General features: G+C 65.9%; 21 protein-coding genes. 4 read left to right on the top strand and 17 right to left on the bottom strand.

Going from position 1 to position 25760, the window contains the following annotated elements; translation table 11 throughout:
- Positions 1-157: 157 nt before the first annotated feature.
- From ACFMO3_RS02665 to ACFMO3_RS02710, 10 genes are all read right to left on the bottom strand, one after another.
- Positions 158-1489 carry a 3-isopropylmalate dehydratase large subunit gene (locus ACFMO3_RS02665; protein ID WP_376788890.1) on the bottom strand — a complete coding sequence of 444 codons (1332 nt, stop codon included), beginning with the start codon at positions 1487-1489 and terminating at the stop codon, positions 158-160.
- A gap of 29 nt (positions 1490-1518) precedes the next feature.
- Positions 1519-2706 (bottom strand): homocitrate synthase, encoded by a 1188-nt coding sequence (gene lysS, locus ACFMO3_RS02670; RefSeq protein ID WP_376788928.1) that lies wholly within the window; start codon positions 2704-2706, stop codon positions 1519-1521.
- A gap of 89 nt (positions 2707-2795) precedes the next feature.
- On the bottom strand, positions 2796-3866 hold the full coding sequence (locus ACFMO3_RS02675) for a [LysW]-lysine hydrolase (protein WP_376788891.1): 1071 nt from the start codon (positions 3864-3866) through the stop codon (positions 2796-2798).
- A complete protein-coding gene (locus ACFMO3_RS02680; protein ID WP_376788892.1) occupies positions 3863-5065 on the bottom strand; it encodes an aspartate aminotransferase family protein in 1203 nt (400 codons plus the stop codon). Before ACFMO3_RS02680 ends, ACFMO3_RS02675 begins: the two co-directional genes overlap by 4 nt.
- 95 nt (positions 5066-5160) lie before the next feature.
- Positions 5161-5976 carry a [LysW]-aminoadipate kinase gene (locus tag ACFMO3_RS02685; RefSeq protein WP_376788893.1) on the bottom strand — a complete coding sequence of 272 codons (816 nt, stop codon included), beginning with the start codon at positions 5974-5976 and terminating at the stop codon, positions 5161-5163.
- Positions 5977-6063: 87 nt separating this feature from the next.
- Complete coding sequence (gene argC / locus ACFMO3_RS02690; protein ID WP_376788894.1) at positions 6064-7104, bottom strand: N-acetyl-gamma-glutamyl-phosphate reductase; 1041 nt, start codon at positions 7102-7104, stop codon at positions 6064-6066.
- Positions 7086-8003, bottom strand: coding sequence for a lysine biosynthesis protein LysX (gene lysX, locus ACFMO3_RS02695; protein ID WP_376788895.1), 918 nt, complete (start codon positions 8001-8003; stop codon positions 7086-7088). Before lysX ends, argC begins: the two co-directional genes overlap by 19 nt.
- Before the next feature lie 6 nt (positions 8004-8009).
- On the bottom strand, positions 8010-8180 hold the full coding sequence (lysW, locus tag ACFMO3_RS02700) for a lysine biosynthesis protein LysW (protein ID WP_322800120.1): 171 nt from the start codon (positions 8178-8180) through the stop codon (positions 8010-8012).
- Positions 8181-8592: 412 nt separating this feature from the next.
- Positions 8593-9987 carry an efflux RND transporter periplasmic adaptor subunit gene (locus ACFMO3_RS02705; RefSeq protein WP_376788896.1) on the bottom strand — a complete coding sequence of 465 codons (1395 nt, stop codon included), beginning with the start codon at positions 9985-9987 and terminating at the stop codon, positions 8593-8595.
- A gap of 7 nt (positions 9988-9994) precedes the next feature.
- Entirely contained in the window at positions 9995-10609 is a 615-nt protein-coding gene (locus ACFMO3_RS02710) for a TetR/AcrR family transcriptional regulator (protein WP_376788897.1), read from the bottom strand.
- A 455-nt stretch (positions 10610-11064) separates the two neighbouring features.
- Between ACFMO3_RS02710 and carA the strand changes: the two genes are divergently transcribed.
- From carA to carB, 3 genes are all read left to right on the top strand, one after another.
- Entirely contained in the window at positions 11065-12198 is a 1134-nt protein-coding gene (carA, locus tag ACFMO3_RS02715) for a glutamine-hydrolyzing carbamoyl-phosphate synthase small subunit (RefSeq protein ID WP_376788898.1), read from the top strand.
- Between the two features lie 3 nt (positions 12199-12201).
- Entirely contained in the window at positions 12202-12363 is a 162-nt protein-coding gene (locus ACFMO3_RS02720; protein ID WP_376788899.1) for a hypothetical protein, read from the top strand.
- A gap of 92 nt (positions 12364-12455) precedes the next feature.
- Positions 12456-15680 (top strand): carbamoyl-phosphate synthase large subunit, encoded by a 3225-nt coding sequence (gene carB, locus ACFMO3_RS02725; RefSeq protein ID WP_376788900.1) that lies wholly within the window; start codon positions 12456-12458, stop codon positions 15678-15680.
- Between the two features lie 367 nt (positions 15681-16047).
- On the opposite strand, the gene trmFO is transcribed toward carB, so the two are convergent.
- On the bottom strand, positions 16048-17385 hold the full coding sequence (gene trmFO / locus ACFMO3_RS02730; protein WP_376788901.1) for a methylenetetrahydrofolate--tRNA-(uracil(54)-C(5))-methyltransferase (FADH(2)-oxidizing) TrmFO: 1338 nt from the start codon (positions 17383-17385) through the stop codon (positions 16048-16050).
- A gap of 229 nt (positions 17386-17614) precedes the next feature.
- On the opposite strand from trmFO, the gene ahcY reads away from it, so the two are divergent.
- Entirely contained in the window at positions 17615-18886 is a 1272-nt protein-coding gene (gene ahcY, locus ACFMO3_RS02735; RefSeq protein WP_376788902.1) for an adenosylhomocysteinase, read from the top strand.
- Positions 18887-18990: 104 nt separating this feature from the next.
- Here ahcY and paaI read toward each other — a convergent pair whose 3' ends face one another.
- From paaI to hpaE, 6 genes are all read right to left on the bottom strand, one after another.
- The gene (paaI, locus tag ACFMO3_RS02740; protein WP_376788903.1) at positions 18991-19353 is read right to left on the bottom strand and encodes a hydroxyphenylacetyl-CoA thioesterase PaaI; all 363 of its coding nucleotides are present in this window, start codon (positions 19351-19353) and stop codon (positions 18991-18993) included.
- Positions 19354-19369: 16 nt separating this feature from the next.
- Positions 19370-20737, bottom strand: a complete 1368-nt coding sequence (locus ACFMO3_RS02745; RefSeq protein WP_376788904.1) for a phenylacetate--CoA ligase family protein — start codon at positions 20735-20737, stop codon at positions 19370-19372.
- Positions 20738-20862: 125 nt separating this feature from the next.
- Positions 20863-21660 (bottom strand): alpha/beta fold hydrolase, encoded by a 798-nt coding sequence (locus ACFMO3_RS02750; protein ID WP_376788905.1) that lies wholly within the window; start codon positions 21658-21660, stop codon positions 20863-20865.
- A 22-nt stretch (positions 21661-21682) separates the two neighbouring features.
- Entirely contained in the window at positions 21683-22675 is a 993-nt protein-coding gene (gene hpaD / locus ACFMO3_RS02755; RefSeq protein WP_376788906.1) for a 3,4-dihydroxyphenylacetate 2,3-dioxygenase, read from the bottom strand.
- Positions 22676-22727: 52 nt separating this feature from the next.
- Positions 22728-24209 (bottom strand): 4-hydroxyphenylacetate 3-monooxygenase, oxygenase component, encoded by a 1482-nt coding sequence (hpaB, locus tag ACFMO3_RS02760; RefSeq protein ID WP_376788907.1) that lies wholly within the window; start codon positions 24207-24209, stop codon positions 22728-22730.
- A 53-nt stretch (positions 24210-24262) separates the two neighbouring features.
- Positions 24263-25756 carry a 5-carboxymethyl-2-hydroxymuconate semialdehyde dehydrogenase gene (gene hpaE / locus ACFMO3_RS02765; RefSeq protein ID WP_376788908.1) on the bottom strand — a complete coding sequence of 498 codons (1494 nt, stop codon included), beginning with the start codon at positions 25754-25756 and terminating at the stop codon, positions 24263-24265.
- Positions 25757-25760: the final 4 nt, after the last annotated feature.

Here is a 25760-nt window from a genome sequence, read left to right on the forward strand (position 1 = left end):
GGACCTCCGCAGGCTGGATCGTGCGTTTTTCGGCTTACAGCTCTTCTGTCTGGCGATCATAAACCGATGACCTGCAACAGGTGCTGGATGAAGTCTGTGATTGGGCCCGATATGCGGACCCGATCGATGACAGGGGATTTCGGATCGGGTGAAGCGATCAGAGCAGAGAACATGGGTCGACGACCTCGCCTTCCAGCACCTCCCGGGGATCGGTGATCCTTCCCCGCAGGGCGCTGGCGGCGACGACCGCTGGGCTGGCCAGGTAGATCTCCGCATCTGGTGTCCCCATCCGTCCCCGGAAGTTCCGGCTTCCCGATGAGATCACCACCTCCCCGGGAGCCGGGATGCCCATATGGTTGCCCATGCATGGGCCGCAACCGGGGACCCCGATCATGGCTCCCGCCTGGATCAGGATCTCGAGGTAGCCCCGCCGGAGGGCCTCCTGGAGCACCTCGCTGGAGGCGGGGATCACCAGCAGCCGAACGTTCGGGGCGATCCGTCGCCCGCGCAGGATCGCCGCCGCGGCGGCGATGTCCTCCAGCCGTCCGTTGGTGCATGTGCCGATGAAGGCCAGATCTACCCGGACGCCGGCCACCTCTCGCAGCGGCTTCACATGGTCCACCGAATGGGGACATGCCACCATGGGCTCCAGCTCGTCCAGCCGGTAGTGATACTCCGCCTCATACACTGCATCCCGATCCGGATATAGGGCGTTCGCCGCGATGCCCTCGCGGACCGCCTCCACGGGCTCGCCGGTGCGCCGGGCCCGACGGAGGGCTAGCCACTCGAAGACGGAAGCGTCCGGAGGGAGATAGGCGTTCTTGGCTCCGAATTCGGCCATGAAGTTGGCGATCACCATGCGGCTCTCGATGGAGAGGGCACGGACGCCGTCGCCGGCGAATTCCACGGAGCGATACAACCCACCATCGGCCCCCAGATCCCGGAAGATCCGCAGGCCGAGATCCTTGGCCGTCACGCCGATGGGCAGGCGGCCTTCCAGGGTGATCCGGATGCTTTCTGGCACCCGAAGCCAGATCTCGCCGGTGGCCCAGAGGGCCAGCACCTCGCTGCGCCCCACGCCAGCTCCGAAGGCCCCCATCCAGCCGAAATGGGTGGTGTGGCTATCGGCCCCCAGGATCATCTGGCCAGGCAGCACCAGGGCCTCCTCGCTGAGCACCTGATGGCAGATCCCCCGCCCGGCCTCGAAGAAGTGGCGGACGCCCTGCTCCGCCACAAAGCGCCGGATCTCGGCGTGGTTTTGGGCGTGGCGCGGGGTCGGCGGCGGGACCGCGTGGTCCAGGGTGATAGCCAGCCGGTCGGGATCCTTCACGCGCCTCAACCCGAGGCGGTAAAACATCTGGGCGATGGCGGCTGTGTTGTCGTGGCTCATGATCCAGTCCGGCCGCACATCCACGATCTCGCCGAGGGCAACCTCCGGGCGACCCGCCGCCCGGGCGATCGCTTTCTGCGCGAAGGTCTGCGGTCCCATCGGCCTCTTCCTCCGTTCGCTTTTATTCATCAATCGGCCCGCGAAGGCGTCGGAGCGCGCAGCATGGAAGGCATGGAGGAGGCCTCTCCACTGGCCCAGCGTCGCAGCATCTCGTCCACATCCTCCAGGGTGATCCGCTTCTCGTCCGCCAAGGCCTTGATGTGGGCGGTGACCTCTCGGATCTGTTCATCGCTCAGGTTCAACCCCAGCTGCTCAGCCCGCGCCTTCACGGCGTTCCATCCGGTCAGCCGGTGCGCAATGGAGATGTAACGGGTCATCCCGAAGTCCTGGGGGTCCAGAGCCTCATAGGTCTCCGGATTGTTCAGGATGGCCTTGGCGTGGATACCGGCCTTGTGGGTGAAAGCGGCCATCCCGGTGATGTAATTGTTGAAAGGGATCTCCACTCCCACCATCTCGGCCACCATCTGTTCGATCTCGCGCAGCTTCCTCAGGTTATACTTGCGCCGCACCAGATCCCGGTTAATGGTATACATTCGCGCAATGAAACCTCCCAGCGGGGTGATGCCGTTACGCTCCCCAATGCCCAGGACCGTGGTGTCGATGTGGGTCGCGCCGGCCTCGAGAGCAGCGAAGGCGTTGGCGATAGCGCATCCCGTGTCGTTGTGGCCATGGAATTCGATGTCCGCCTGGGTCAGCCGTCGCAGAGTGCTGACCAACCAGGCCACCTGGCTGGGGGTCGCAATGCCCACTGTGTCGGCGATCCCCAGCCGGTTCACCACCCCCAGCCGATCGATCGCCAGATATACGCGCAGGAGATCGGCCGGATCGCTGCGGAAAGTATCCTCTGTGGAGAAGCGGAGCTCGATATGGGGAGCCTGCTCCCGGATGAACGTCAGCACCTCCGCAGCCCGATCGATGATCTCCTCCACGCTCAGGCCGTGGCTGAAGGCCCGCAGATAGGAGGAGACTCCGATAACCACATCGATCCCATCCACTCCGGTCTCCAGCGCCCGCTGGGCGTCCTCCAAGTGGCAGCGGATATGCGTCAGCACTTTGCAACGCAACCCCAGACGGGCGATGGCGCGGCAATCTTCAAAGCTCTTCGGTGAGGCAGAGGGGTTGGTCAACTCAATATATTCCACCCCAAACTCGTCCAGAGCGTGGGCGATGCGGATCTTATCCTCGGTGGAAAAATGGGCTCCTACGAATTGCTCCCCTTCGCGCAGGGTGGATTCGATGATATAAAAGTGATCCAGCGGCATGGTGTCTGCCTCCCTTCATGGAGTTTGGAGGTTGGGGAGGGCGCTTCCCATCCTCCTGAATGGGGCGGATCCCCTTTGCGCCTCTACGCTTGCGCAGCCATCCATTCCAGTGCCCGCGTCAGCACGCGAATTCCGGTTGCGTATTCGGTCAGCTCCATGTGCTCCTCCGGAGTGTGATCCAGTCGGGCATCGCCCGGTCCATAAGCGGCGATCGGGCAGCGCCAGGCTGGCCCCACAACGTTCATGTCCGAGGTCCCGGATTTTAAGAGAAAGCGGGGGTGGAGCCCTTCCCCCCGGATCCCGGCGAGCAATGCCCGCACCAGCGGGGTGTCGGCGGAACCCCGCCACGCGGGCTCTTCCCCCTCGGTCCGCCAGGTCGCCCCTGCCGCTTCCAGGATCGGTCGGATGGCCTCCCGCCATCGCTCTGGCGGCCAAGCCTCTGGCAGTCGGAACCCGACGGTCATCTCCGCCCATTCCCGGAGGCCGTCCCCATCCGCCTGGATCCGGCGAAGAGAAGAGGTGATCTGCTCAAAGATACGGTTCCCGGAGGAAGCGGCGCGGGCGCGCTCCCGAAGGGTGATCCAGAGATCCACCAGCCGCTCTGCCGGGTTCGGCTCAGGGATAGCGGTGTGGCGGTTGGGCGCTTCCAGGCGGATGTGGAGGATCATCCGGCCCTTATAGCCCAGGGTGATGGCATCGGCCCCGCTGGGCTCGAGGATCAGGACGAGGTCGGGGGGGGACCATGTTTGTAGGAGATGGCGCGCGCCGCGAGAGGTGGCGGCTTCCTCCTCCACCGCGCCGACCACCACCCATCGCCATCCCGGTCGAGGGCCCACCCGGGCGGCCGCGACGGCCGCCGCTGCCAGCGGACCCTTCGCATCTACCGCTCCCCGGCCATACAGGCGACCGTTCTCCACCCGCACCGGGATCTCCCCCGGAACCGTGTCCAGGTGCCCCAGAAGAAGGAGGGTCCGGGGGCCTTCCCCGATGCTTCCTATGGCGTTGCCGGCCTCATCCACCCAGGCCTCGAATCCGTGCGCCGCCATCCAGCGGGTGAGGAACGCGGCCGCCTCCCCTTCGGTCCCCGAGGGACTGGGAAGGCGAACCAGGGCTTCCAGTAGAGCGATGGCTTCCGGATCGTCCACCCGCGTCATTCTTCCCCTCCTTCGACGGCGGAAGGAACAGGCGTAGCGGATTCGTGAAGGGCGCGTTCCAGGGCGTTGGCGATTTGCTCCAGGTGATGGGTTTCCACGATCAGAGGGGGAAGAAACCGTACTACATCGGGGCCGGCAGGAAGGGCCAGCACGCCTTCTTCCATCATGCGGCGGAGGATCGGCGTGGCGCGCACCCGCAGGGCGACGCCGATCATCAGGCCGAGGCCCCGGATCTCCCGCACGAGGGGGGAGCGGATCTGGCGCAGGCGTTCCTGGAACAGCGCGCCCAGATGGGCCGCCCGTTCAATCAGCGGCTCGCGTTGAAGGGTCTCGATCACCGCAAGGGCTGCGGCGCAGGCCATCGGGTTCCCCCCAAAGGTGGAGCCGTGAGCGCCCGGGGACAGGGGGCCCCAATCGGCGGGGAAGGCGACAGCGCCGATGGGGAATCCCCCGCCCATCCCCTTGCCCATGGCGAATATGTCGGGAAGCACCCCATAATGCTCCGCCGCAAACCAGCGCCCGGTGCGCCCGAAGCCGGTTTGCACTTCATCGAAGATCAACAGGGCGCCGCGATCGTCGCACAGCTTCCGTGCCGCCTGCAGGAACGCCGGATCCGCTGGCCATACGCCTCCCTCCCCCTGAACGGGCTCCAGGATCACGGCGGCGGTTTCCGGGCCGATGGCCGCCTCCAGGGCTGCGATGTCGTTGAAGGGGATATGCCGGAAACCCGGAACCAGCGGCTCAAAAGGTTGACGGTAGGCGGGGTTCCAGGTGGCGGAAAGGGCGCCCATTGTGCGCCCGTGGAAGGCGCGGCGGGCGGCGATGATTTCCCTGCGTCCGGTACGCCAGCGGGCGAACTTGATGGCCGCCTCCACGGCTTCCGTTCCGGAATTGCACAGGAAGATCCGCCATGCCCGACGGCCGGGGAGGATCCCTTGAAGCGCCTCCAGTAGCTCCGCGCGCCGGTCGTTGTAGAAGATCTCGGGGCAAATCATCAAGCGGTCCATCTGCTCCCGGAGAGCCGCCCGGACCGCTGGGGGATTGTGGCCCAAGAGGGCAACCCCCTGGCCGCCAGTGGCATCCAGGTAGCGATGTCCTTCCGCGTCCCACACATACACCCCCTCCCCCCCGATCAGCGCCAGGTCTCGCTTGGGATAGACGCCGCTGGTATAGCGACGTTCGATCGCCCGGATATCCATCGGACCAACCTCCTGATGGGGATAGCGGAGGATTGACCCCCGAATGCGTCCGGATGGTGTTTCATCGGGAGTCCCAGGCGGGCCCTTATCCTTTTTCACCCGGAAGGTGTGGCGAGAATCCGGGTTCCTTCCCCCTGGAGGGCAGCGGTGAGAGGCGCAGGGCGGCGACCATCGGCCAACCAGACGCAGCGAAGGCCGTTCTGAAGGGCCTCCCGGGCCGCCAGGAGCTTATGGCGCATGCGCCCCTGCGCCCAGGCCATCGCTTCCTCCAGCTCCTCGAGGCGCAGCTCCGCCACCCGGGTTTGCTCATCCGGGAACGATCGGAGCAGGCCGGGGGCACCCGTGAGGAAAATCAGCCCCTCCGCTCGAAGGGCCGTGGCAATGGCCGCGGCTGCCCGATCCCCGTCGATGTTCACGATCGCCCCTTCCGGTGTGATCCCCATCGGGGCGATCACCGGGTAGAGTCCTTGTTCCAGAAGCGCGCGGAGCAGCGCCGCGTTCACCCCCACGGGCGTCCCCGAATAATCCCCCCGCAGAATCAAAAGGCGATCCCCCTCGCGGATCCGCAGCGCTTCCTTCCGGCGAGCCAGCAACAACCCGCCGTCGATCCCTCTCAGGCCGATGGCGTGGACCCCACGACGGCGCAGGGCGGCCACCAGGTGGGCGTTGACCCGGCCGTAGGCCATCAGCAGGATGTCCCGCGTGCCCTCATCGGTGTAGCGGCTGGTGAACCCGGAGGCCGACGTCACATAGCGGGGGGGATGTCCCAGGGCCTCCCCCAGCGCGTCCGCTTCCGCGGAGATCCCGTGGACCAGGACCCAGCGCTGGCCCTCCCGGGCCCACGCGGCCAGCTCCTCCAGGACAGCCTCCGCGTTCACGGCGGCGTTCCCACCGATCTTGATCACCCACATGGTGTGCCTCCGAAGCGGTGGGGATATGCGGGTTGCAGAAAACGGTTCATTCCACACCGAAAGACCCATGACGCGGTTGAATATGCGCTACACGGGATATACGGGGATCAGGTCAAGCCCGGCGGTCTCCGGCCAGCCCATGGCGATGTTCAGAGACTGAACCGCCGATCCCGCTGCGCCTTTCATCAGGTTGTCCAGGGCACACAGAGCGACGATCCGCCCCGTTTCCTCCTCCAAGGCGAAGCCCACATCCGCGAAGTTGCTTCCGATTACGGCCTTCGGGTCCGGCAGCCGGTGGAGGCCCTGCCGGTCCTTCACCATCCGAATGAAGGGTTCCTCTCCATAGGCCGCGCGGTAGATCCGCCAGAGGTCGGATTCGGTGAGGGGCGCGCGAGGCCATGCGTGCGCCACGGCCAGCACCCCTCGCACGGCATCCACTGCCGTCACGGAGAGGACGATAGTGTCCCAGCCCAGGGCCTGGCGGACCTCGGCGGTGTGACGGTGGCCGACGGGGGCATACGGTCGGATGGCGCCGTGGCGCTCTGGATGGTGGGAGCCGGGGTTCGGTTCGCGGCCCGCCTCCGAGGAGCTGGCCTTGACATCCACCAGGATGGGGCGGCCTGGATCCAGGAGGTCGGCCCGAACCAGCGGCCAAAGGGCTAGGATGGCGGCTGCGGCGTTGCAGCCGACCCCGCTGATATAACGGGCTCCGCGCAGATCCTCCCGGTAGCGCTCTGGCAAGCCGTAGACGAAGCGGGAGAGCCACTCCGGATGGGGATGCGGGCGATCATACCAGCGGCGATAGGCTTCCGGATCGCGGAGCCGAAAGTCCGCTGAGAGATCGACCACCACAGGCGCCAGGGTCGTGAAGGATTCGATGCGGGGGGCGACTTCACCGTGGGGCAGGGCGACAAAGAGCACATCGCATGGGCGAAGATCCCCCATCCGGCAGAAGGTGAGCACGGCAACCCGGCGCAGGTGAGGATGCACACGGTGGACCGGCTCCCCGGCGTGGGATTCGGAGGTGATCTGGGCGATCTCCACCCCCGGATGGCGCAGGAGCAGGCGGAGAAGCTCCCCGCCCACGTAGCCGGAGGCCCCCACGATGCTCACGCGGACCCGTTCCATCGCTGGACCTCCTGAGGGTGAGGGTGGGAGTGAGCGGCAGCCCACCCATCGCGGGCCACCCGGATCACAAACTCCGCGATCGCTCCAGGGATGTCCACACCGGTAGGCTCTACTGAATTGCGAAACTCCATGGAATGATTAATTTCATTGACCAGAAGTCCTCGCTGGGGATCCTCGAAAAGGTCGATGGCGAGGATCCCACCGCCCACGGCGGCGGCTGCCCGCGCGCAGAGATCGGCCAGCTCTAACGTGATTGGGCACTTGGAGGCGCGGCCGCCCCGGGCCGTGTTGGTGATCCAGTGTTCCGAAGACCGGTAGATGGCCGCGATGGTTTCGCCGCCCACAACGAAGGCCCGGATGTCCCGCCCGGGCTTGGGGATGTATTCCTGGATGTAATAGACGCCGTGAGCGAAACCCCCGAGCGTCTCCTTGTGCTCCAGCAGGGCCTCCGCGGCATCCCGATCATTCACCCGGGCCAGCAGCCGCCCCCACGAGCCGAGCACCGGCTTGAGGACGACCGGATAGCCCCATTCCTCGATGGCTTGTAGCGCCCCTTCCGGTGAGAATGCGACCCGGACGCGGGGGGTTGGGATGCCGGCCCGAACCAGGGCCGCGGTGGTGAGCAGCTTATCGGCGCAGGTATGGATCACCGACGCCGGGTTGATGACCGGCAGGCCCATATCCTCCAGCAGCTGCGCAGCGTGGAGAGCCTGCCAGTGGCTGAGGGAACGCATCAACACCGCATCGAAGCGGTTCCAGCCGTCCGGGGCGCCGACCTCCAGGACCGTTGAGCGGTCGTGGATGACTTCTGCCTCCACGCCCCGACGCCGGAACGCCTCCAGCAGCCACTTCTCCTCTGTGCGCACCAGCGAGCAGAACAGGGCGATCCGCATCGGCATCGCTTCCTACTCCCCCCAATCCTCTTCCACCTGGGGCGCGCGATCCAGGGTCAGAGGGGAAAGGGAAACCACCTCCAGAGCTGTACCACATTCGGGACAGGTCAGGAATTCATGGAGCACGACGTCCTCTCGCAGCGGCACATGGGCGGCGCACTCCGGACAGATCCCGCTGGGCATGATCCACCTCCCTCGTAGAGGATAAAGTTAGGGCCGGGCAGGCGATTTCCCTCGCCCGTCCGATTCCCGACTTCCCCTCGATCCGAACATCCTGGGTCTTGTGGAAAAAGAAAACCCCCAGGCCGCCGGACGGTAGCCTGGGGGTTGGGATCCTGACGGACACAAAAAAACCGCTACGTCAGGACCGGACTACCGTCCGGGCCTGGAGGCGCAGCGGCTTTTTTGATCCACGTCATCTGGAATGGCGGATAGAGCATCGGGCGCTTGATATTCCGAGGTTGCCTCTGAATATAACCCGGATTTCCCTTCTTGTCAAGAGCGCCTTTCTCGCGGGCTATCGGCCCGGAGGATTGCCATGCGAAAGCGGAACGTGAATACCAAAGGGTGGTGGCGCGAACCGAGCGTGGCAGAGCTAACGCCTGGGTCCGAAGAGCCGGAAAGCGCGGAAAGCGGTAGGCGGCCGGAGGTCACCGAGGGCCACGATATCGCCTTCGCGCAATCCTTCCAGCACCTCGCTTTCGGTTTCACCCTGAGCGCCCAGACGGATCTCTACTTCCTCCACCCGATCGCCCACCACCCGGTTGACGAAGGCTCGCCCGGTGATCCGATCGCGGCGGACCGCGGCGTTGGGCACCAGCAGCACGTTCTCCCGACGATCCACTTCGATCTCCACAGTGGCGCTCATACCCGACCGCATGGCGGGATCCCGCTCATCCAGCACCACCCGGACCTGGTAAGTGGCTGCGCTCCCGGTTTCCATGGCCACCGGGGCGATGGATTCGATATGGCCCCGGAACGTGCGCCCGGGCAGGGCATCCAGGGTGATCTCCACGGGCATTTTCTCCTTCAGGCGGACAACGTCCACCTCATCCACGGTCAGATCCAGGTAGAGATCGCTCAGATCCGCGAGGAGGATGGCCCCTCCAGGGATACCCGCGCCGACGACCTGGCCGACCTCGATGTTCAGGGCTACGACCGTGCCGTCGAAGGGTGCCACCAGGGTGGCCTGTTCCAGGCGGCGCCGCGCCTGCTCCAGCTGCAAACGGGCCTGCTCCAGCTGCAAGCGCGTGCGCTCGATTGTCAGCGCATCGGGCTGCATCCGGGCCAGGCTGGCCTGGGCCTGGGCCAATTGGGTCCGGGCGGCTTCCAGTTGTTCGGGTCGGGTTCCCGCCTTCAGCTTCTCATACTGGAGCCGGGCGACCTCCGCTTGAAGCTCCGCCTGTCCAACCCGGGCGTTTGCCAGGTCGAGGTCTATCCGTGCCGAAACCGGAGTCCCTGCGGTTTTATCCCGGGTCAACTGCGCCTGCCAGAGGGCGTTCTTGGCGATCTCAACGTTCAGCCGGGCGATCTCCAGATCGATGGGATCGGGCCCTTTCTCCAGGGCCTGCAAAGCCGCCTGGGCACTGCGCACGGCCGCTTGCGCGGCGGCCAGTTCCTCCGCTTTGGGACCCTGAACGGTCTGACTGTAGATCACCTGCTGGGTGAGGTAGGCGATCTCCGCCTGGCGCAGGGCCAGCTCCAGATCTGTCGTATCCAGACGGGCCAGGGGCTGCCCTTTGCGAACGGCCTCTCCTTCCCGGACGAAGATCTCCGCCACCGTGCCAGCTGTGGCGAAGTTCAGGGTGGCCTGGGCGCGGGGGCGGATCTTGCCCGCTGCGCTCAGGGTGATCCGGAGCGTTCCTCGCCGGATCGTCGCCGTCTCCGGGAAGGCGGGCGGTTGCGCCCGAGCGCGCTGGAAGAGTGCCCAGGCGCCGATCAGGAACAGCAGGATGAGCAGGATGAACCACAACCATCGGCGGCTTCGCATCGGTCGTTCACCTCTGGGCATGTTCATCAGAATGGCCTTCCAGCCCCCACAGGAACAGCGCCGTCAGCTCCCGGGCGATCTGCTCGGGGGGAAGGGCCGCCAGGCCAGGGTCCATTTCCATGCCAAAGATGGTCACCCCATGGAGGGCTCCCCAGATCGCCCACAGGATGAGGGTGGGATGGAATGGGCGCTGGCGTTGCGGCAACACGTCGGCCAGCAGCGCCTGCACCTGTTCCAGGAAGGGCCGGGCGATCTGTTCCACAAACATCTGACGCACAGCCTCGTCCGTTCGGATTTCCTGATACAAGGCCTGCATCAGGGGAAGGCGGGCGCGCATCGCCGTCAGGCGCTCCACGAGGAACGCCTCCAGCCACTCCCGGGGGTCCATGGTCTCCAGCGTCTGGAGCTGCTGTTGGATCGGCCGGATGACGAAGGCCTCGAACAGCGCTAGGAGCAGATGTCGTTTGGTCGGAAAGTATCGGAAAATCGTCCCCTCGGCCACTCCGGCCGCCCGGGCGATGGCCCGGGTGGTGGCCCCCCGGAACCCGTGCCGGGCGAAGATCTGCGCCGCCGCCTCCAGGATCTGCGCTCGCCGTGCTTCCCCGGCCATCTGGGATACCATCGGAGCCTCCCATGAAGTGAGCACTCACTCAGCATAGAGGGAGCCGGGGGGTTCGTCAAGTTTTCCCGGTCCAGCGTGGCGTTATGCGGGGAAGCGAGGCGGTTGGCGCGGGGAAAGCATTCGGGAAGAGACCGGACGCTTCGGGGATCCAATTCATCCTGTGGCCAGCGTTCGCACGGGCAAAATCTCTCCCTTTTGCATCGGGCGGATGTCACCGCGCCCCAGGGTGACCACTGCGATCGCCTTCCCCTCCGCGGGTTACAAACTCCACCTCTGGCTCACAGCCGTTGCGCGAGAAGAGGCCTCGATGCGCGCCTGGAGGCGGGGCCACAATCCCATGGGCTCCGGGAAACCCTCTTCCAACCCTCCATCGTATTCGCGATAAGCCCCTTGACAACCGGGCAGGGCCCGTTTAAGATTCCGCCTCAAATGTATCCCTGTCGGAGGCGGGCGGGATGCGAGGGATCCTGGCGCTGGAGGATGGGACGGTCTTCGTCGGCCGGGCCTTTGGGGCCCGTGCGACCGTGGTCGGCGAGGTGGTGTTCAACACCGCGATGACGGGCTACCAGGAGATCCTCACGGATCCCTCCTACCGCGGCCAGATGGTGGTGATGACGTGCACTCAGATCGGGAACGTGGGGGTGAATGCGGAGGATGTGGAAAGCGATCGCCCCCAGGTCACCGCCTTCATCGTCCGCGCCCTGAGCCCCGTGGCATCGAACTGGCGGGCGGCGGAGAGCCTGGGGAATTATCTGGCTCGCCATGGCATCCCGGGGTTGAGCGAGGTCGACACCCGGGCGCTCACCCGTCTGATCCGCACCCGGGGAGCGATGAAAGGCGCTCTCTCCACAGAGGAAGGTGCGGATCCAGAGGCCCTGGTGGAGATGGCCCGCTCCTGGGAAGGCCTGGAGGGTCGGGATATGGTGCGGGAGGTGACCTGTTCCGCGCCGTATGAATGGAGCGAAGGCTCCGGCTGCTGGCAGCCCCACGGGTTCAATCCGGATCCCCACCCACGGCGCCATGTCGTCGTATATGACTTCGGGGTCAAGCGTTCCATCCTCCGCCGGCTGGTGGACCGGGGGTGTCGGGTCACGGTGGTGCCCGCGGATACGCCCGCCGGGGAGGTGCTCCGCCTGCAGCCCGATGGCATTGTCCTCTCCAACGGCCCGGGCGATCCGGCCGGGCTTCCCGGGATTGTCGAGACGGTGCGCCAGTTGCTGGAGGCCAGGATCCCTATCTTTGGGATCTGTTTGGGCCATCAGTTGATCGCCCAGGCCATTGGCGCTCGCACGTATAAGCTTCCCTTCGGCCATCATGGGAGCAACCACCCCGTTCGAGAGGAGGCCACCGGGCGGGTGCGGATCACCGCCCAGAACCACAATTACGCGGTGGATCCGGATACGATCGATCCTCAGCGGGCGATCATCACCCACGTGAACCTGAACGACGGGACAGTGGAGGGCCTGGCGTTGCGGGACCGGCCGGTGTTCTCGGTGCAATACCATCCGGAGGCGAACCCCGGCCCCCACGATGCGGATCCGTTGTTCGATCAGTGGGTGAAGGGGCTGGGGGAATCCGGGAAGGGTTAGGCCATGGGTTTCCCTCTCCGATTGCCCATTGATCCAGGGCAAACGGAGGAAGCGATCGTGGAGGCGGGTAAGCGTATGATGGCTGATGAACGGCTGGCCGATGAGCATCGGGCGGAGGAGATCCGCCAGCCCTGGCCTCTGGACGATCGGCGCAAGAGGCGCTGAACGAGGTTCAGAGTTGAAGGCGCCCGGCTAAGCCCCGGAAATCCCCGTTGAAGCGGACCGCTGCGCGACTTCAATTGGGAGATCGATCGGGAATGCCGCGACGGACGGATATCCGCTCCATCCTGGTGATCGGTTCGGGACCTATTGTGATCGGCCAGGCGGCCGAGTTCGATTACTCGGGAACCCAGGCCCTCAAGGCCCTGCGGCGGGAGGGCTATCGGGTGATCCTGGTGAACTCGAACCCGGCCACGATCATGACAGATCCGGAGTTCGCGGACGCCACCTACATCGAGCCCCTGACGCTGGAGATCCTGGAGCAGATCATCGCCCGGGAGCGGCCGGACGCGTTGCTCCCTACCCTGGGCGGGCAGACTGCGTTGAACCTGGCGATGGCCCTTTACGAAAGCGGCGTGCTCGTGCGCTACGGCGTGGAGCTGATCGGCGCTTCGCCCCGGGCGATCCGGATCGCGGAGGATCGCCTGGCGTTCAAGGAGGCGATGGGGCGGGCGGGGCTGGAGGTTCCCCACAGCATCCTGGCCCGTTCGGTAGAGGAGGCGGTGGAGTTCGCGGAGGGCACGGGCTATCCGGTGCTGATCCGCCCTTCCTTCACCCTGGGCGGCACTGGGGCCGGCATCGCTCGTTCCCGGGAGGAGCTGATCGACCGGGTGGATCTCGCCCTGCGCCTCAGCCCCGTGGGCTCCGCCCTGATCGAGGAATCGCTCCTGGGATGGAAAGAGTTCGAGCTGGAGGTCATGCGCGACCGCCACGACAACTTCGTGGTGGTGTGTGCCATCGAGAACCTGGATCCGATGGGCGTGCACACCGGGGATTCCATCACCGTGGCACCCGCCCAGACCCTCACCGACAAGGAATATCAGCGGATGCGGGATTGGGCACGGGCAGTGATGAGCGCAGTAGGGGTGGAGACGGGCGGCTCCAACGTCCAGTTCGCGGTGAACCCCCGGGACGGCCGGATGCGGGTCATCGAGATGAACCCGCGGGTCTCCCGCTCCTCCGCCCTGGCCTCCAAGGCCACGGGCTTCCCCATCGCGAAGATAGCGGCCCTCTTGGCTGTAGGCTACACCCTGGATGAGATCCGCAATGAGATCACGCGGCGCACTGTGGCTGCCTTCGAGCCGGCCATCGACTACGTGGTGGTGAAGATCCCTCGCTGGGCCTTCGAGAAATTCCCCGGTGCGGATCCCACCTTGGGACCCCAGATGAAATCCGTGGGGGAGGTGATGGCCATCGGGCGCACCTTTAAGGAGGCGCTCCAGAAGGCGATGCGGGGGCTGGAAATCGGGGCGAAGGGTTTCGAGGGGTTCCCTCCGGAGCGGCGGCCGGGGGATCTACGGGCCGTCCTGGCCTGCCCGAACCCGGAGCGTCTGCGGGCGGTCCACGATGCCCTCATGGAGGGCATGTCCGTTGAAGAGATCAGCGCCCTGACCGGTTATGATCCCTGGTTCGTCGTCCAGATGGCGGAGCTGGTGGAGCGGGAGCGGGAGCTGCGCCGCTACACGTTAACGACGGTGCCGGCCGCGTTGCTCCGCCAGGCCAAGCGCGAGGGATTCTCCGACGCCCAGCTGGCCGCCCTCTGGGGCTGCACCGAGGGAGAGGTCCGGCAGCGCCGGGAGGCGGCGGGCATCCGCCCGCGCTACGCCCAGGTGGACACCTGCGCCGCGGAGTTCGAGGCCTATACGCCTTACCTTTACAGCCATTATGAGGAAGGCGACGAGGCGCCTCCCACGGATCGCCCCAAGGTGGTGATCGTCGGCAGCGGGCCGAACCGAATCGGGCAGGGGATCGAGTTCGATTATAGCTGCTGTCAGGCGGCCTTTGCCCTGCGGGAGATGGGGATCGAATCGATCATGGTGAACTCCAACCCGGAGACAGTGAGCACGGACTATGATACCTCGGACCGCCTGTATTTCGAGCCGCTGACTCTGGAGGATGTGCTGAACATCGTCGAACGGGAACGGCCCCTCGGCGTCATTGTGCAATTCGGCGGGCAGACGGCGCTCCATCTCACCCTCCCGCTGCATCGGGCAGGAGTGCCCATCCTGGGCACCTCCCCCGACGCCATCGATCTGGCGGAGGATCGGGGCCGCTTCAGCGCCCTGCTGCGGGATCTGGATATCCCGCAACCGGAGCACGGGACGGCGAGCTCGATCCCGGAAGCCCTGGCGGTCGCCGCGCGCATCGGTTACCCCGTGCTGGTCCGGCCCAGCTATGTGCTGGGCGGGCGGGCGATGGCCATCTGCTACGATGAAGAAACCCTGAAGGCCTATATGGAGGAAGCGGTCTGGGTCTCGCCGGAGCGCCCGGTGCTGATCGATCGGTTCCTCGAAGATGCTTACGAGGCGGAAGTGGATGCCGTGGCCGATGGGAAGCGGGTGGTCATCGGGGGCATCCTTCAGCATATCGAGGAGGCGGGGGTGCATTCAGGGGATTCCGCCTGTGTGCTTCCCCCTTATAAAATCTCCCGCTACCACCTTCAGATCATCGAGGAATACACCGAGCGGATCGCCCTGGCCATGGGGGTGCGGGGGCTGATTAACATCCAGTTCGCCATCAAGGACGACATCGTCTACGTCCTGGAAGCTAACCCGCGGGCCTCCCGCACCGTCCCCTTCATCAGCAAGGCCACTGGCGTTCCCCTGGCGCGGATCGCCACCCGCGTGATGCTGGGGCAATCCCTGGAGGAGATCGGCTTCACCCGCTCCCCCGAGGTCCGGGCATTCTTCGTGAAAGAGGCGGTGCTGCCCTTCCGGAAGCTGCCGGGGTCGGATGCCATTCTGGGTCCGGAGATGAAATCCACCGGGGAGGTGATGGGCTGGGCGGAGACCTTCGGCCATGCCTTTGCCAAGGCGGAGATGGCGGCCGGGGACGCGCTGCCGCTGAGCGGGGCGGTCCTGCTTTCGGTGAACGATTTCGACAAGGGGAGCGTGCTGAAGATCGCCCGGGATTTCCACCGGCTGGGCTTCCAGCTGATGGCCACCCGGGGGACGGCGGAGGCGCTACGGCGGGTGGGGCTCCCGGTGGAAGTGGTCCACAAAGTCAGCGAGGGCTCCCCCCACGTGGTCGACGCTATTCGGGAGGGGCGAGTGCAGCTCATCCTGAACACACCTCTGGGCCCGCGAGCCTATACGGACGGCATGCGGATCCGCCAGGCAGCGGTGCGATATGGCGTGCCGCTGCTCACCACCCTCTCCGCGGCCGCGGCTGCCGTCCAGGCCATCCGGGCCATGCGGGAACGCGCCTTCACGGTGAAAAGCCTCCAGGAGTATTACAGGGAATGGAGGCCTTCGCACCGATAATGGGGGTCCAGAGGGCAGAAATCCCGCGATGCGCGGATCCACTGCCGACGCCCGGAGCCGGCCCCGGCGCTTCCCCCTGCGGAGATCCTGGCCCGGGCGGCGGAGGCCATGGCCCAAACCCGGAGCGTCCATTTCATCCTAGAGCGGCACGAAAACAATGATCCTGGCCGCCTATCGGATCGCGGAAAGGCGGCAGGCCTCCTTTGGGTATCTCCAGAGCGAGGGAAGACGGTTCATCCCCTATTACCGGAAGGCGCGGGAGGAGACGCTGCTTGCGTTGCTGACGATCCATGACGACATCCGGGCTCATGAGGGGCGCGGTCGACAGGGCTCCCCCAGAGCTTCCCCGGTGAAGGGGATCCATGCGCTACATGGGGTAGCCCTCTCCGCTTTCCGCCCAGAAGCGCTCCAGATCCTCCAAGGCGCGCTGAGCATAGGCCAGGGCCCGCGCCCGCTTGTCCCGCACCGGCCGATCCAGTGGCGGTAGCAGCCCGAAGTTCGCCTTCATCGGCTGGAAATCCCGGGGGTCCGCGTGGGCCAGGTAGTCGCACAGGGCCCCGATCATCGTGGTGATCGGGAAGACCAGCGGTGGCTGGCCCTTCAGCAGGCGGGCGGCGTTCACCCCGGCCACCAGCCCGGTGGCGATGTTCCCCACATAGCCCTCCGCGCCGGTGATCTGGCCGGCGAAGAAGAGGTCCGGTCGCCCCCGGAACTGCATGGTCGGCTCCAGCAGGGCTGGTGCGTTGATGTAGGTGTTCCGGTGCATCTGGCCGTAGCGCAGGAACTCCGCGTTCTGCAGGCCCGGGATCATGCGGAACACCCGCCGCTGCTCCGGCCACTTGAGGTTAGTCTGGAACCCCACCATGCTATACAGCGTCCCCGCCCGGTTGTCCCGACGCAGCTGGACCACCGCATAGGGCGGGCGGCCGGTGCGGGGGTCGATCAGGCCTGTGGGCCGGAGCGGGCCATAGGCCAAGGCGTCGCGTCCCCGCTTCGCCAACACCTCGATGGGCAGGCAGGCCTCGAAGAACCGTGGGTCCTCCCGCTCGAAATCCCGTAATTCGATCGTCTCCGCATGGATCAGGGCGTCCACAAAGGCTTCGTATTCTTCTTTCGTCATCGGGCAGTTGATGTAATCCCCATCGGGCTCCTGGCCCCGGCCATACCGGGAGCCCTTAAAGCAGATGGTCATATCGATGGAGTCGGCAGCCACGATGGGCGAGATGGCGTCGTAGAAGTAAAGATATTCCTGGCCGGTCAGGCGCTGGATCGCGGCGGCCAGCGCGTCCGAGGTGAGCGGCCCAGTGGCGATGATGCATGGCCGATCCGGGACCTCCACCATCTCTTCCCGGATGACCGTGATGCGGGGGTGGCTTTCGATGTGCTCCGTCACGCAGCGGGCGAAGAGCTCCCGGTCGACGGCCAGGGCCTTGCCGGCGGGCACGGCGGTGCGGTCGGCGCAGGCCATCAGCAGCGAGCCCAGGCGCCGCAGCTCCGCCTTGAGCAACCCTGAAGCGTTCTCCAGCTCGTCCGAACCCAGGGAGTTTGAGCAGATGATCTCCGCCAGCCATCCGGTGGTGTGGGCGGGCGTGAGCCGATAGGGTCGCATCTCATACAGCCGGACGCGGATGCCCCGCTGGGCGGCCTGCCATGCCGCCTCCGATCCCGCCAGCCCCCCGCCGATCACGATGAGCTCCGCCGTCATCGCTGATCCTCCTCATCCCCGGATCCTATTCTCCATCCTATCACGGCCCGGCCCCGAAAGTTCAACAAGAGGAGAGCGGAAGGGTCTACCCCCTCCGCGCAAGCCCTGTGGGTGGACGCTTGCGGTGCTCTCCGCATCTCGAAGGGGAGCCGGGGTTCCTTCTCCGTCGGAGCGATGGCGATACAATAGGGGGATGGGTCTTTTTGAACTCTTTCCTGTGGAGGCATGGATGAACGGCAAACCGTTTGACATCAAGGACCTCTCCCTGGCGGAGCAAGGGCTGCGGCGGATGGAGTGGGCGGATCGAGAGATGCCTGTGCTGCGGCGGATCCGGGAGCGATTTGCGCGCGAGCGCCCCCTCGATGGGATCCGCATCTCCGCCTGCCTGCATGTCACCGCTGAGACTGCCAATCTGGTTCGGGCGCTGCAGGCCGGCGGGGCGGAGGTGGCCCTGTGCGCCAGCAATCCCCTCAGCACCCAGGACGATGTGGCCGCTGCCCTGGTGCACTTCTTCGAGGTCCCGGTTTTCGCCATCAAGGGGGAGGATACAGAGACTTACTATCGCCACATCCGGTCGTGCCTCGCCCATCGTCCGCATCTCACCATGGATGACGGGGCGGATCTGGTGAGCATGCTCCACAAGGAGCGCCCGGGATGGATGGCGGAGATCCTGGGGGGCACTGAGGAAACCACCACCGGAGTGATCCGCCTGCGGGCCATGGCCCGGGAGGGCGTGCTGGCTTACCCCATCATCGCCGTTAACGACGCCCTGACCAAGCACCTCTTCGATAACCGATACGGCACTGGCCAGTCCACCATCGACGGCATCCTGCGGGCCACGAACATCCTCCTGGCCGGGCGCGTGGTGGTGGTGGCCGGCTACGGCTGGTGCGGCCGGGGGATCGCCATGCGGGCCCGGGGGATGGGCGCTCATGTCATCGTCACCGAAGTGGATCCCCTGCGGGCCCTGGAGGCGGCGATGGACGGCTTCCGGGTGCTCCCGATGATGGAAGCGGCGCGGGAAGGGGATCTCTTCATCACGGCCACCGGCAATATCCACATCCTGGACCGTCCGCACTTTGAGGTGATGAAGGACGGGGCCATCTTGGCCAACGCGGGGCATTTCAATGTGGAGATCCACATCCCGGCCCTGCGGGAGATGAGCGTCGGGGAGCCGCGGCGGGTGCGGGAGTTCGTGGAGGAATACACCCTGAAGGACGGGCGCCGGATCTACCTTCTGGCCGAGGGGCGGCTGGTGAACCTGGCCGCCGCGGAAGGCCATCCCAGCGCTGTGATGGACATGTCCTTCGCCAACCAAGCCCTCTCGGTGGAATACCTGGTCCGCCACGGCCGCGCCCTGGAGCGCCAGGTCTATCCGGTGCCCCGGGAGATCGATCAGGCGGTGGCCCGGCTGAAGCTGGAGACCTTGGGGATTCGGATCGACCAGCTCACCCCGGAGCAGGAGCGTTACCTGGCCTCGTGGGAGGAAGGGACATCGTAGGGAACGGCTTGCCGGGGCCGGACGTCGACGTTGGGAGGCGGCTATGGCGGCCATCTCCATGATTGCGGAGTCGGGCAACGGCAAGCCGTCGCCCTACCGTTGCCCTACTCCGCGAACCGGTGAACCCATCCGGTGAACACAGCCACCAGCTCCCCATCCCGCCGCACCTCCACCCGATAGAGGGCTGCCCGACGGCCGCGATAGATCTCCTCGGCCACTGCTTCCACCCGCTCCCCCGCTTGGACCGGCCTCAGGTATTCCATATGAGTGGAGAGGGCGACGGCAGGGACCCCGTGGGAGTTCGAGGCCAGGGCGAAGGCGGCATCCGCCAGGGTATACAGGAAGCCGCCATGGGCGGTGCCGTGCTGGTTGAGGTGCTCTGGGCGCACCCATCCCCATACTCGAGCCCGCCCGGGCTCCGGGATCTCCGCCTCCAGGCCCAGGGCGTTCATGAAGGGATCGCCCATGGTCCCTCCAGTCCCCTTATGCATCCTTCGGCCGCATGTCCACCACCCGCCGGAGCTTCCCGCCTTCGCTCCGGGGCAGGGTGTTAGGCGGGACCAGGGTCACGTTCACGTGAAGGCCCAAGGCCTCATCCAGGGTGCGGTTCACCTTCTCCCGCAGGCGCTGTACGGCCTCCACGCTCTCGAACACCTCCCCGGCCAGCAGTTCCCCCCCGACCTCGCGGAAGAACGCCTCGGTGACCTCCACCTTCACCTCCAGCTGGTCCAGGCGGCCCTCCCGGGTAACCACCAGCTGATAGTGGGGCGCCAGATGAGGCAGGCCCACCAGCGCCGCCTCCACCTGGGAGGGGAACACGTTCACCCCGCGGATGACCAGCATGTCATCCGTGCGCCCGAGCACGCGGGACATGCGCACAAAGGTCCGCCCGCAGACGCAAGGGGTCGGATCGATGGAGGCCAGATCCCCGGTCCGATAGCGGATCACCGGCATGGCCTCCTTGGTGAGCGTGGTAAAGACCAGCTCCCCCACCGTCCCGGGCGGGACTGGCTCGCCGGTGGCCGGGTCGATGACCTCCACCAGGAAGTGGTCCTCAAAGATATGGGAGCCGTTCTTGGCCTCGAGGCACTCGTTGGAGACGCCGGGGCCGATGACCTCGCTCAGGCCGTAGATATTCACCGCATGGACCCCCAGTTTCTCCTCGATCTCCCGGCGCATCCCCTCGGTCCATGGTTCAGCGCCCAGGATGAACACTCGCAGGTTGAGGTCGCCCCGCCGGTAACCGTTCGCCAGGAGCGCGTCGGCGATGACCAGGGCGTAGGATGGCGTGCACGCCATCACGTGGGTTCCAAAATCCTTGAGGATCATCAGCTGGCGGCTGGTGTTGCCGCCCGAGACCGGCACCACGACCATCCCCAGCTTCTCCGCCCCATAGTGCATCCCCAGGCCGCCGGTGAAGAGGCCGTAGCCATAGGCGTTCTGGAACACCTCCCCCGGTCGCGCGCCGGAGAGCACTAGGCACCGGGCGCACACCTCCGCCCACACCTCCAGGTCGTTGCGGGTGTAGCCGACGACCGTTGGCTTCCCAGTGGTCCCCGAGGAGGCATGGATGCGGATCACCTGATGGAGTGGCACGGCGAACATGCCGAAGGGATACGTTTCCCGCAGATCGGCCTTGGAGGTGAAGGGGAGCTTCACAATGTCCTGCAGGTGCCGGATGTCCGATGGTTTCACCCCGGCCTCGTCCATCTTCCGCCGGTAGTGTGGGACCCGATGATAGACGTAGTCTACGATGCGCTGGAGGCGCTCCAGCTGGAGCCGCTCCAGCTGGTCCCGCGGCATGGTTTCCATCTCCTCATTCCAATACATCGGCTTCGCCTGCACCGCCATGGGCTCCTCCTTTCCCGATACGGATTTGCTCAATCCCGGGCAGTCGCTCATGGGAATCCATGCCCCTCCGCGGGGGAGGGTCACGATTCCAGAGCCATGCCCGTGCGTTTCCTTTTGCCCACCTTTCAGGGGCCATCGGGGAGAGCCCCCTGACTGCCCCGGGGGATCCCCAGTTCGTCCCAGAAGGCATGCACGGTCTCCAAGAAGGCCTCGAAGCGTTCCCGAATGAGGTCGTGGCCGGCCGCCGGGAAGATCACCAGATGAGCATGAGGGATCCAGCGGGCCATTTCCACGGTTTGCTCGATCGGTGTAATAGGGTCGTTCTCACCGATGAGCAGCAGGGTGGGGACGCGGATGGCCTGGAGGTCCTCAGGCCGGAAGTCCGGCCGGTGGCGATCCTCCTCCTGCCAGCCGCGCAGGAGCATCCGGACCCGCTCCTCGGAGCCGTGCCAGCGCATCATCGCCGCCCACCAGGCGGGCTCTTCCCGGCGGATCCGCTCCGGATCCCAGAAGCCATCCCCTCGGGTGCGCAGGTTCCGCACCGTGTAGTGGCTGCCGATGAGCACCATGGAGCGAACCCGCGCTGGATGGCGGGTCGCCAGATAGAGGGCGGTGGAGGCCCCCCCGCTGAAGGCCATCAGATGGACGGCCGGGATCCTTAGGTGATCGAGCAGCTTGGCCATGTCATCGGCCATCTCCCGCAGGTCGAGACGTCCGCTGGGGTTGGTGCTTCCCCCATGCCCCCGCAGGTCCGGCCCGATGAGATAAAAGCGCGCCTTTAGGGGCTCCAGTGCTCGTCCCCATGTGGCCCGGAAGGTGCTGCAGGCGTTGTGGAGCAGCAGCATGGGCGGTCCCTCGCGGGCGCCGCCTTCTTCCCAGGCGATGGTCAATCCCTCCTGGAATATCTCCTGTCGACGCACCATTGTTGCCCGCCGAACAGAGGTCTCAGGTCACGAACACCGGGCGATCCGCGAGCACGGGCTCCCGCACCGGTATCCACTCCCCGGTGAGGATGTGAGCCACCCGAGAGGCCTCTTCGAACCACGATCGGGGCGGGATGTGGCCCCAGAAAGTGGCCCGGCGCGGATCATTGATCGACCAGCGGATGGGCTCCCAGTCGGGATCCGGGATGATGTAGTCGTTCGTGTAGAGCTCGATGCGGTTGCCGTCTGGATCCCGGAGGTAGAGGAAGAAGGCGTTGCTCAGGCCGTGGCGGCCGGGGCCGCGCTCGATCGCCCCGCCCATCCCCCGGGCGGCCAGGATGTCACATGCGCGCAACACGCTCTGGGTGTCGGCCACCCAGAAGCCGATATGATGGAGGCGAGGGCCGATCCCATTCATCAGGGCGATGTCGTGGACGTTCTGCTTGCGGTGGAGCCACGCCGCCCACAGCCGGGGCGGATCCTCCTCGGTCACCGTGTATTCCGAGCAGTAGAAGCCCAGCGCCCCCGTCCACCAATCGTAGGCCTCCTGGACGTTGGGGACCTGGCAGTTGAAGTGGTCCAGGCGCATGATGTGGGCGCCCCGATAGAGGTCGAAGCGTTGCAGCAGCCGCTCCCGCTGGTCGATCTGATGGAAGAACTCGATGGGGAGGCCGGTGGGATCCTGCACGCGAAGGGCCCGCCCCTGGCCGGCCTCCTCCTCCTCGGGGGCCAGCCAACGGATGGGACACCCGGCCCGGGCATATAAATCGGCCAGGCGATCGAGGTCCGCCGGGTCCGCAACACGGAACGCCAAATGGGTGACTCCCGGGCTGTCCGCCTTCTTGAGGATCAGGCTGTAGCGATCGCGCTCCTCCAAGCCGCCCAGGTAGAGGCGATCCTTCTCCCGGGCGACTTCCACAAACCCCAGGGCCTCCACATAGAAGTCTCGGGCTCGCTCCAGATCCGTGACGCAAAGCTCCGCATGGGCTGCACGGGTGATGGAGAACGCTCCCATGGATCCCTCCTGGTTTCTGAAAGCCCTGAGGAGGAGAAACCGCTGGGCAAGATCACAACCCGGCTTCCTCCGCCTCAGCGAAGGCCTCTTCCTTCATTTGCTTCAGGAACTCCCGCACCTTCTCCATATACGGCGTGCGGTCGTGCTTCTGGAAGATCACGCCGGCGATGCGCACCGGGTCACCGAAGTAGAACCGTTCATACTGGACCTGCCGCCCAGCGAAGGCCGAGAGGGCGGCGTCCCAGGCCAAGCGGAACAGGGGGATGCGGTCGTAAGCCTCCGCCCGGGCGGCCTGGAAGTAGCGGCGGATGTCCTCGACGAGCTCCGGGTTTTTCATATCCTCCTCGGTGACCGTGGCGATGATGCCGCTGGCCGAGAGCTGCTGGATGATCTCCACGATGCGCGGATACCAGCGCATATAGAGATTGCGGGCCGCGTCCAGGGGCGGCCAGGCCGGCCGGAAGGCCCCGAAGGCGTCCTCATGGGCATCAGCCTCCGCTGCCCGCAGCAGCGCCTTCATCGTCTCCAGATAGATCCAGATCTCGGCGACCTTCTCCTGAACGTGTTGGAAGCCCTCGATGCCGATGGCGTCGACGATGAGGGAGGCCAGGCCCAGGAAGAACTCTGTCTTGGCGATGTTCTTCACCACCACCTGATGGGCCATTCCCACGATGGCCCCGGTGGCCGCATAGGCCTGATTGGCCCGCTCCACATCCCGGTAGATGAAGACCCGCTCCCATGGGACGAAGACGTCGTGGAAGATCACCACCGCGTCGACCTCATCGAAGCGGGAGCCCAGGGGATGATCGAAGGGCGAGCGGCCGTAATCCAGGGTCTCCCGGCACAGGAAGCGCAAGCCGGGGGTATCGCATGGGAGGCCGACGGCGTAGCAGTAGGGGGCATCCTCCTCGGTGTTGCGCAGCAGCGTCGAGGGGAAGACCATGATTTCATCCACGGCGGGGAGCGTCGCCAGCATCCGCGCCCCGCGTAGGATGAGGCCCCCGTCGGTCTCCTTCACCACCCGGGCTGCCAGGTAGGGGTCCGCCTGCTTCGATGGGCCCACCGCCCGGTTCGCCTGGGGATGGATTAGGGTGTGGGTGAGGCAGAGGTCGTTCTCCCGCAGGTATTCATAGTAACGCCTCATGTTTTCCGCGAAGGCCGGCTCCTTCTCCCCCAGGAAATCCGCCCCGGAGGCGTAGTAAGCCATCGCCCGGTTCAGGTAATCCGGGGTGCGGCCCATGAAGCCGAAGTGGGCGTCGGCCCAGACCTTCATCATCCGGCTCACCCGCCGCACATCCTCGGGGGAATGGGGGATGAGGAATGAGAGGCCCACCTTATCGCCCGTCGTTGGCGATTCATAGAGGCATTCCTCTGCTCGCTCCCACTGAAGATCATAAAGCCGGGCCATCGAATGCAGTCCCCGGGCGAAGGCCGGGTGGGAAGTCGGATCCTCGATCCGCTCCCCCCGATGCCAGAGATCCCGGGGATGCTCTCGGATCCGTTGCAGGAACTGCGCGCCGGTTCGTGCGCCCATTCTTCAGCCCTCCCCCTGCTGGAGCTCCTGCGAAGGGAACCGTCCGACGCGGCTCACTGCCCCACCCCCAGCCGTGGGATGCGGGGCGGAGTCAGGGCCACATGGATGGTCATCACCTCGGTGTAGAAGTCGAAGCTGTAAAAGCCGCCCTCCCGGCCGATCCCGCTGTATTTCGCGCCGCCGAAGGGCGTGCGGAGATCCCGGATGTTGGGCGCGTTGATCCACACCATTCCGGTTTCCATGGCCTGGGCCACTCGGTGGGCCCGGACCAGATCGCGGGTCCAGATGTAAGCGGCCAGGCCGTATTTCACCCCGTTGGCGATGCGGATGGCTTCTTCCTCGGTCTCGAAGGGGAGGACCACCAGGACGGGGCCGAAGATCTCCTCCTGGGCCACCCGCATCTCCGGCCGCGCGCCCACGATGACGGTGGGGGCAAAGTAGTTGCCCTCGGGGAGATTGGGCGGCCGGTCGCCGCCTATGGCGATGGCGGCCCCTTCCGACCGGGCGACCTCCATATACCCCCGCACCCGCTGCCAGTGCTCCGGGTGGATCAGCGGGCCGACCTCCGTTTGTGGATCGAAGGGATCACCTACCCGGATCGCGGAGACCCGATCCAGCAGGCGTTCCAGAAATTCATCGTAGATCGCCCGGTGAAGGAGCAGGCGGGAGTTGGAGGTGCAGCGCTCGCCATTGAGAGAGAAGGCCTGCCAGATCACCCCATCCATGGCCTGCTCCAGGTCTGCGTCCGGGAAGACGATGGCGGCGTTCTTGCCCCCCAGCTCCATCGAGTAGCGTTTGAGGGTGGAGGCACCGTTGCGCATGATCTCCATCCCCGTGGTCGTCTCGCCGGTGAAGGAGATCAGCTGCACCCCCGGATGGGCAACCAGGGGCGCGCCTGCCCGCTCCCCGAAGCCGTGGACGACATTGAAAACCCCGGGAGGGAGGTCCGCCTCCTGGATGATCTCCGCGAGCTTGTGGGCGGAAAGGGGGGACCATTCCGCCGGCTTCAGGACGCAGGTGTTGCCGGCTGCCAGACATGGGGCCACCTTCCAGGTTTCCAGCATGAACGGCGTGTTCCATGGGGTGATCAATCCTGCCACGCCTACCGGCTTGCGGATCGTGTAGTTGAGGAACTCGCCATCTTTGGGGTAGGTCTCCCCGGTGATCCGGGTGGCCATCTCGGCGAAGAAGTAGAAGTTCTCCGCTGCGCGGGGGATCGCGCCTTTGCCGGCCTGGGTGATGGGCATGCCCACATCCAGCACTTCCAGGTAGGCGATCTCTTCCGCGTGCTTCAGGATGAGGTCGCCGATGCGGCGGAGATAGCGGGCCCGCTCCGCGGCGGGCAGGCGTGGCCACGGCCCCTCATCAAAGGCCCGCCGGGCCGCCTGCACCGCCCGATCCACATCCGCCGCCTTCCCATCGGCCACGATCCCGATGGGGCGATTGGTGGCCGGGTTCAGCGTCTCAAAGGTCCCCCCCTCAAGGGCATCTACAAAGGCGTTGTCGATAAAGTGGCGGACGACGTAAAGGCCATCACGCTGTTCCATGGAT

It is taken from the genome of Thermoflexus sp. (genome assembly GCF_042408815.1).
In the GTDB taxonomy this organism is placed as follows: Bacteria; Chloroflexota; Anaerolineae; order Thermoflexales; family Thermoflexaceae; genus Thermoflexus.

Coding starts and splice junctions, on each gene's coding strand:
- ACFMO3_RS02665 (WP_376788890.1), bottom strand. CDS start 1,489: ATGGGACCGCAGACCTTCGCGCAGAAAGCGATCGCCCGGGCGGCGGGT.
- ACFMO3_RS02675 (WP_376788891.1), bottom strand. CDS start 3,866: ATGACGCGGGTGGACGATCCGGAAGCCATCGCTCTACTGGAAGCCCTG.
- ACFMO3_RS02680 (WP_376788892.1), bottom strand. CDS start 5,065: ATGGATATCCGGGCGATCGAACGTCGCTATACCAGCGGCGTCTATCCC.
- ACFMO3_RS02685 (WP_376788893.1), bottom strand. CDS start 5,976: ATGTGGGTGATCAAGATCGGTGGGAACGCCGCCGTGAACGCGGAGGCT.
- argC (WP_376788894.1), bottom strand. CDS start 7,104: ATGGAACGGGTCCGCGTGAGCATCGTGGGGGCCTCCGGCTACGTGGGC.
- lysX (WP_376788895.1), bottom strand. CDS start 8,003: ATGCCGATGCGGATCGCCCTGTTCTGCTCGCTGGTGCGCACAGAGGAG.
- lysW (WP_322800120.1), bottom strand. CDS start 8,180: ATGCCCAGCGGGATCTGTCCGGAGTGCGCCGCCCATGTGCCGCTGCGA.
- ACFMO3_RS02705 (WP_376788896.1), bottom strand. CDS start 9,987: ATGCGAAGCCGCCGATGGTTGTGGTTCATCCTGCTCATCCTGCTGTTC.
- ACFMO3_RS02710 (WP_376788897.1), bottom strand. CDS start 10,609: ATGGTATCCCAGATGGCCGGGGAAGCACGGCGAGCGCAGATCCTGGAG.
- carA (WP_376788898.1), top strand. CDS start 11,065: ATGCGAGGGATCCTGGCGCTGGAGGATGGGACGGTCTTCGTCGGCCGG.
- ACFMO3_RS02720 (WP_376788899.1), top strand. CDS start 12,202: ATGGGTTTCCCTCTCCGATTGCCCATTGATCCAGGGCAAACGGAGGAA.
- carB (WP_376788900.1), top strand. CDS start 12,456: ATGCCGCGACGGACGGATATCCGCTCCATCCTGGTGATCGGTTCGGGA.
- trmFO (WP_376788901.1), bottom strand. CDS start 17,385: ATGACGGCGGAGCTCATCGTGATCGGCGGGGGGCTGGCGGGATCGGAG.
- ahcY (WP_376788902.1), top strand. CDS start 17,615: ATGAACGGCAAACCGTTTGACATCAAGGACCTCTCCCTGGCGGAGCAA.
- paaI (WP_376788903.1), bottom strand. CDS start 19,353: ATGGGCGATCCCTTCATGAACGCCCTGGGCCTGGAGGCGGAGATCCCG.
- ACFMO3_RS02745 (WP_376788904.1), bottom strand. CDS start 20,737: ATGGCGGTGCAGGCGAAGCCGATGTATTGGAATGAGGAGATGGAAACC.
- ACFMO3_RS02750 (WP_376788905.1), bottom strand. CDS start 21,660: ATGGTGCGTCGACAGGAGATATTCCAGGAGGGATTGACCATCGCCTGG.
- hpaD (WP_376788906.1), bottom strand. CDS start 22,675: ATGGGAGCGTTCTCCATCACCCGTGCAGCCCATGCGGAGCTTTGCGTC.
- hpaB (WP_376788907.1), bottom strand. CDS start 24,209: ATGGGCGCACGAACCGGCGCGCAGTTCCTGCAACGGATCCGAGAGCAT.
- hpaE (WP_376788908.1), bottom strand. CDS start 25,756: ATGGAACAGCGTGATGGCCTTTACGTCGTCCGCCACTTTATCGACAAC.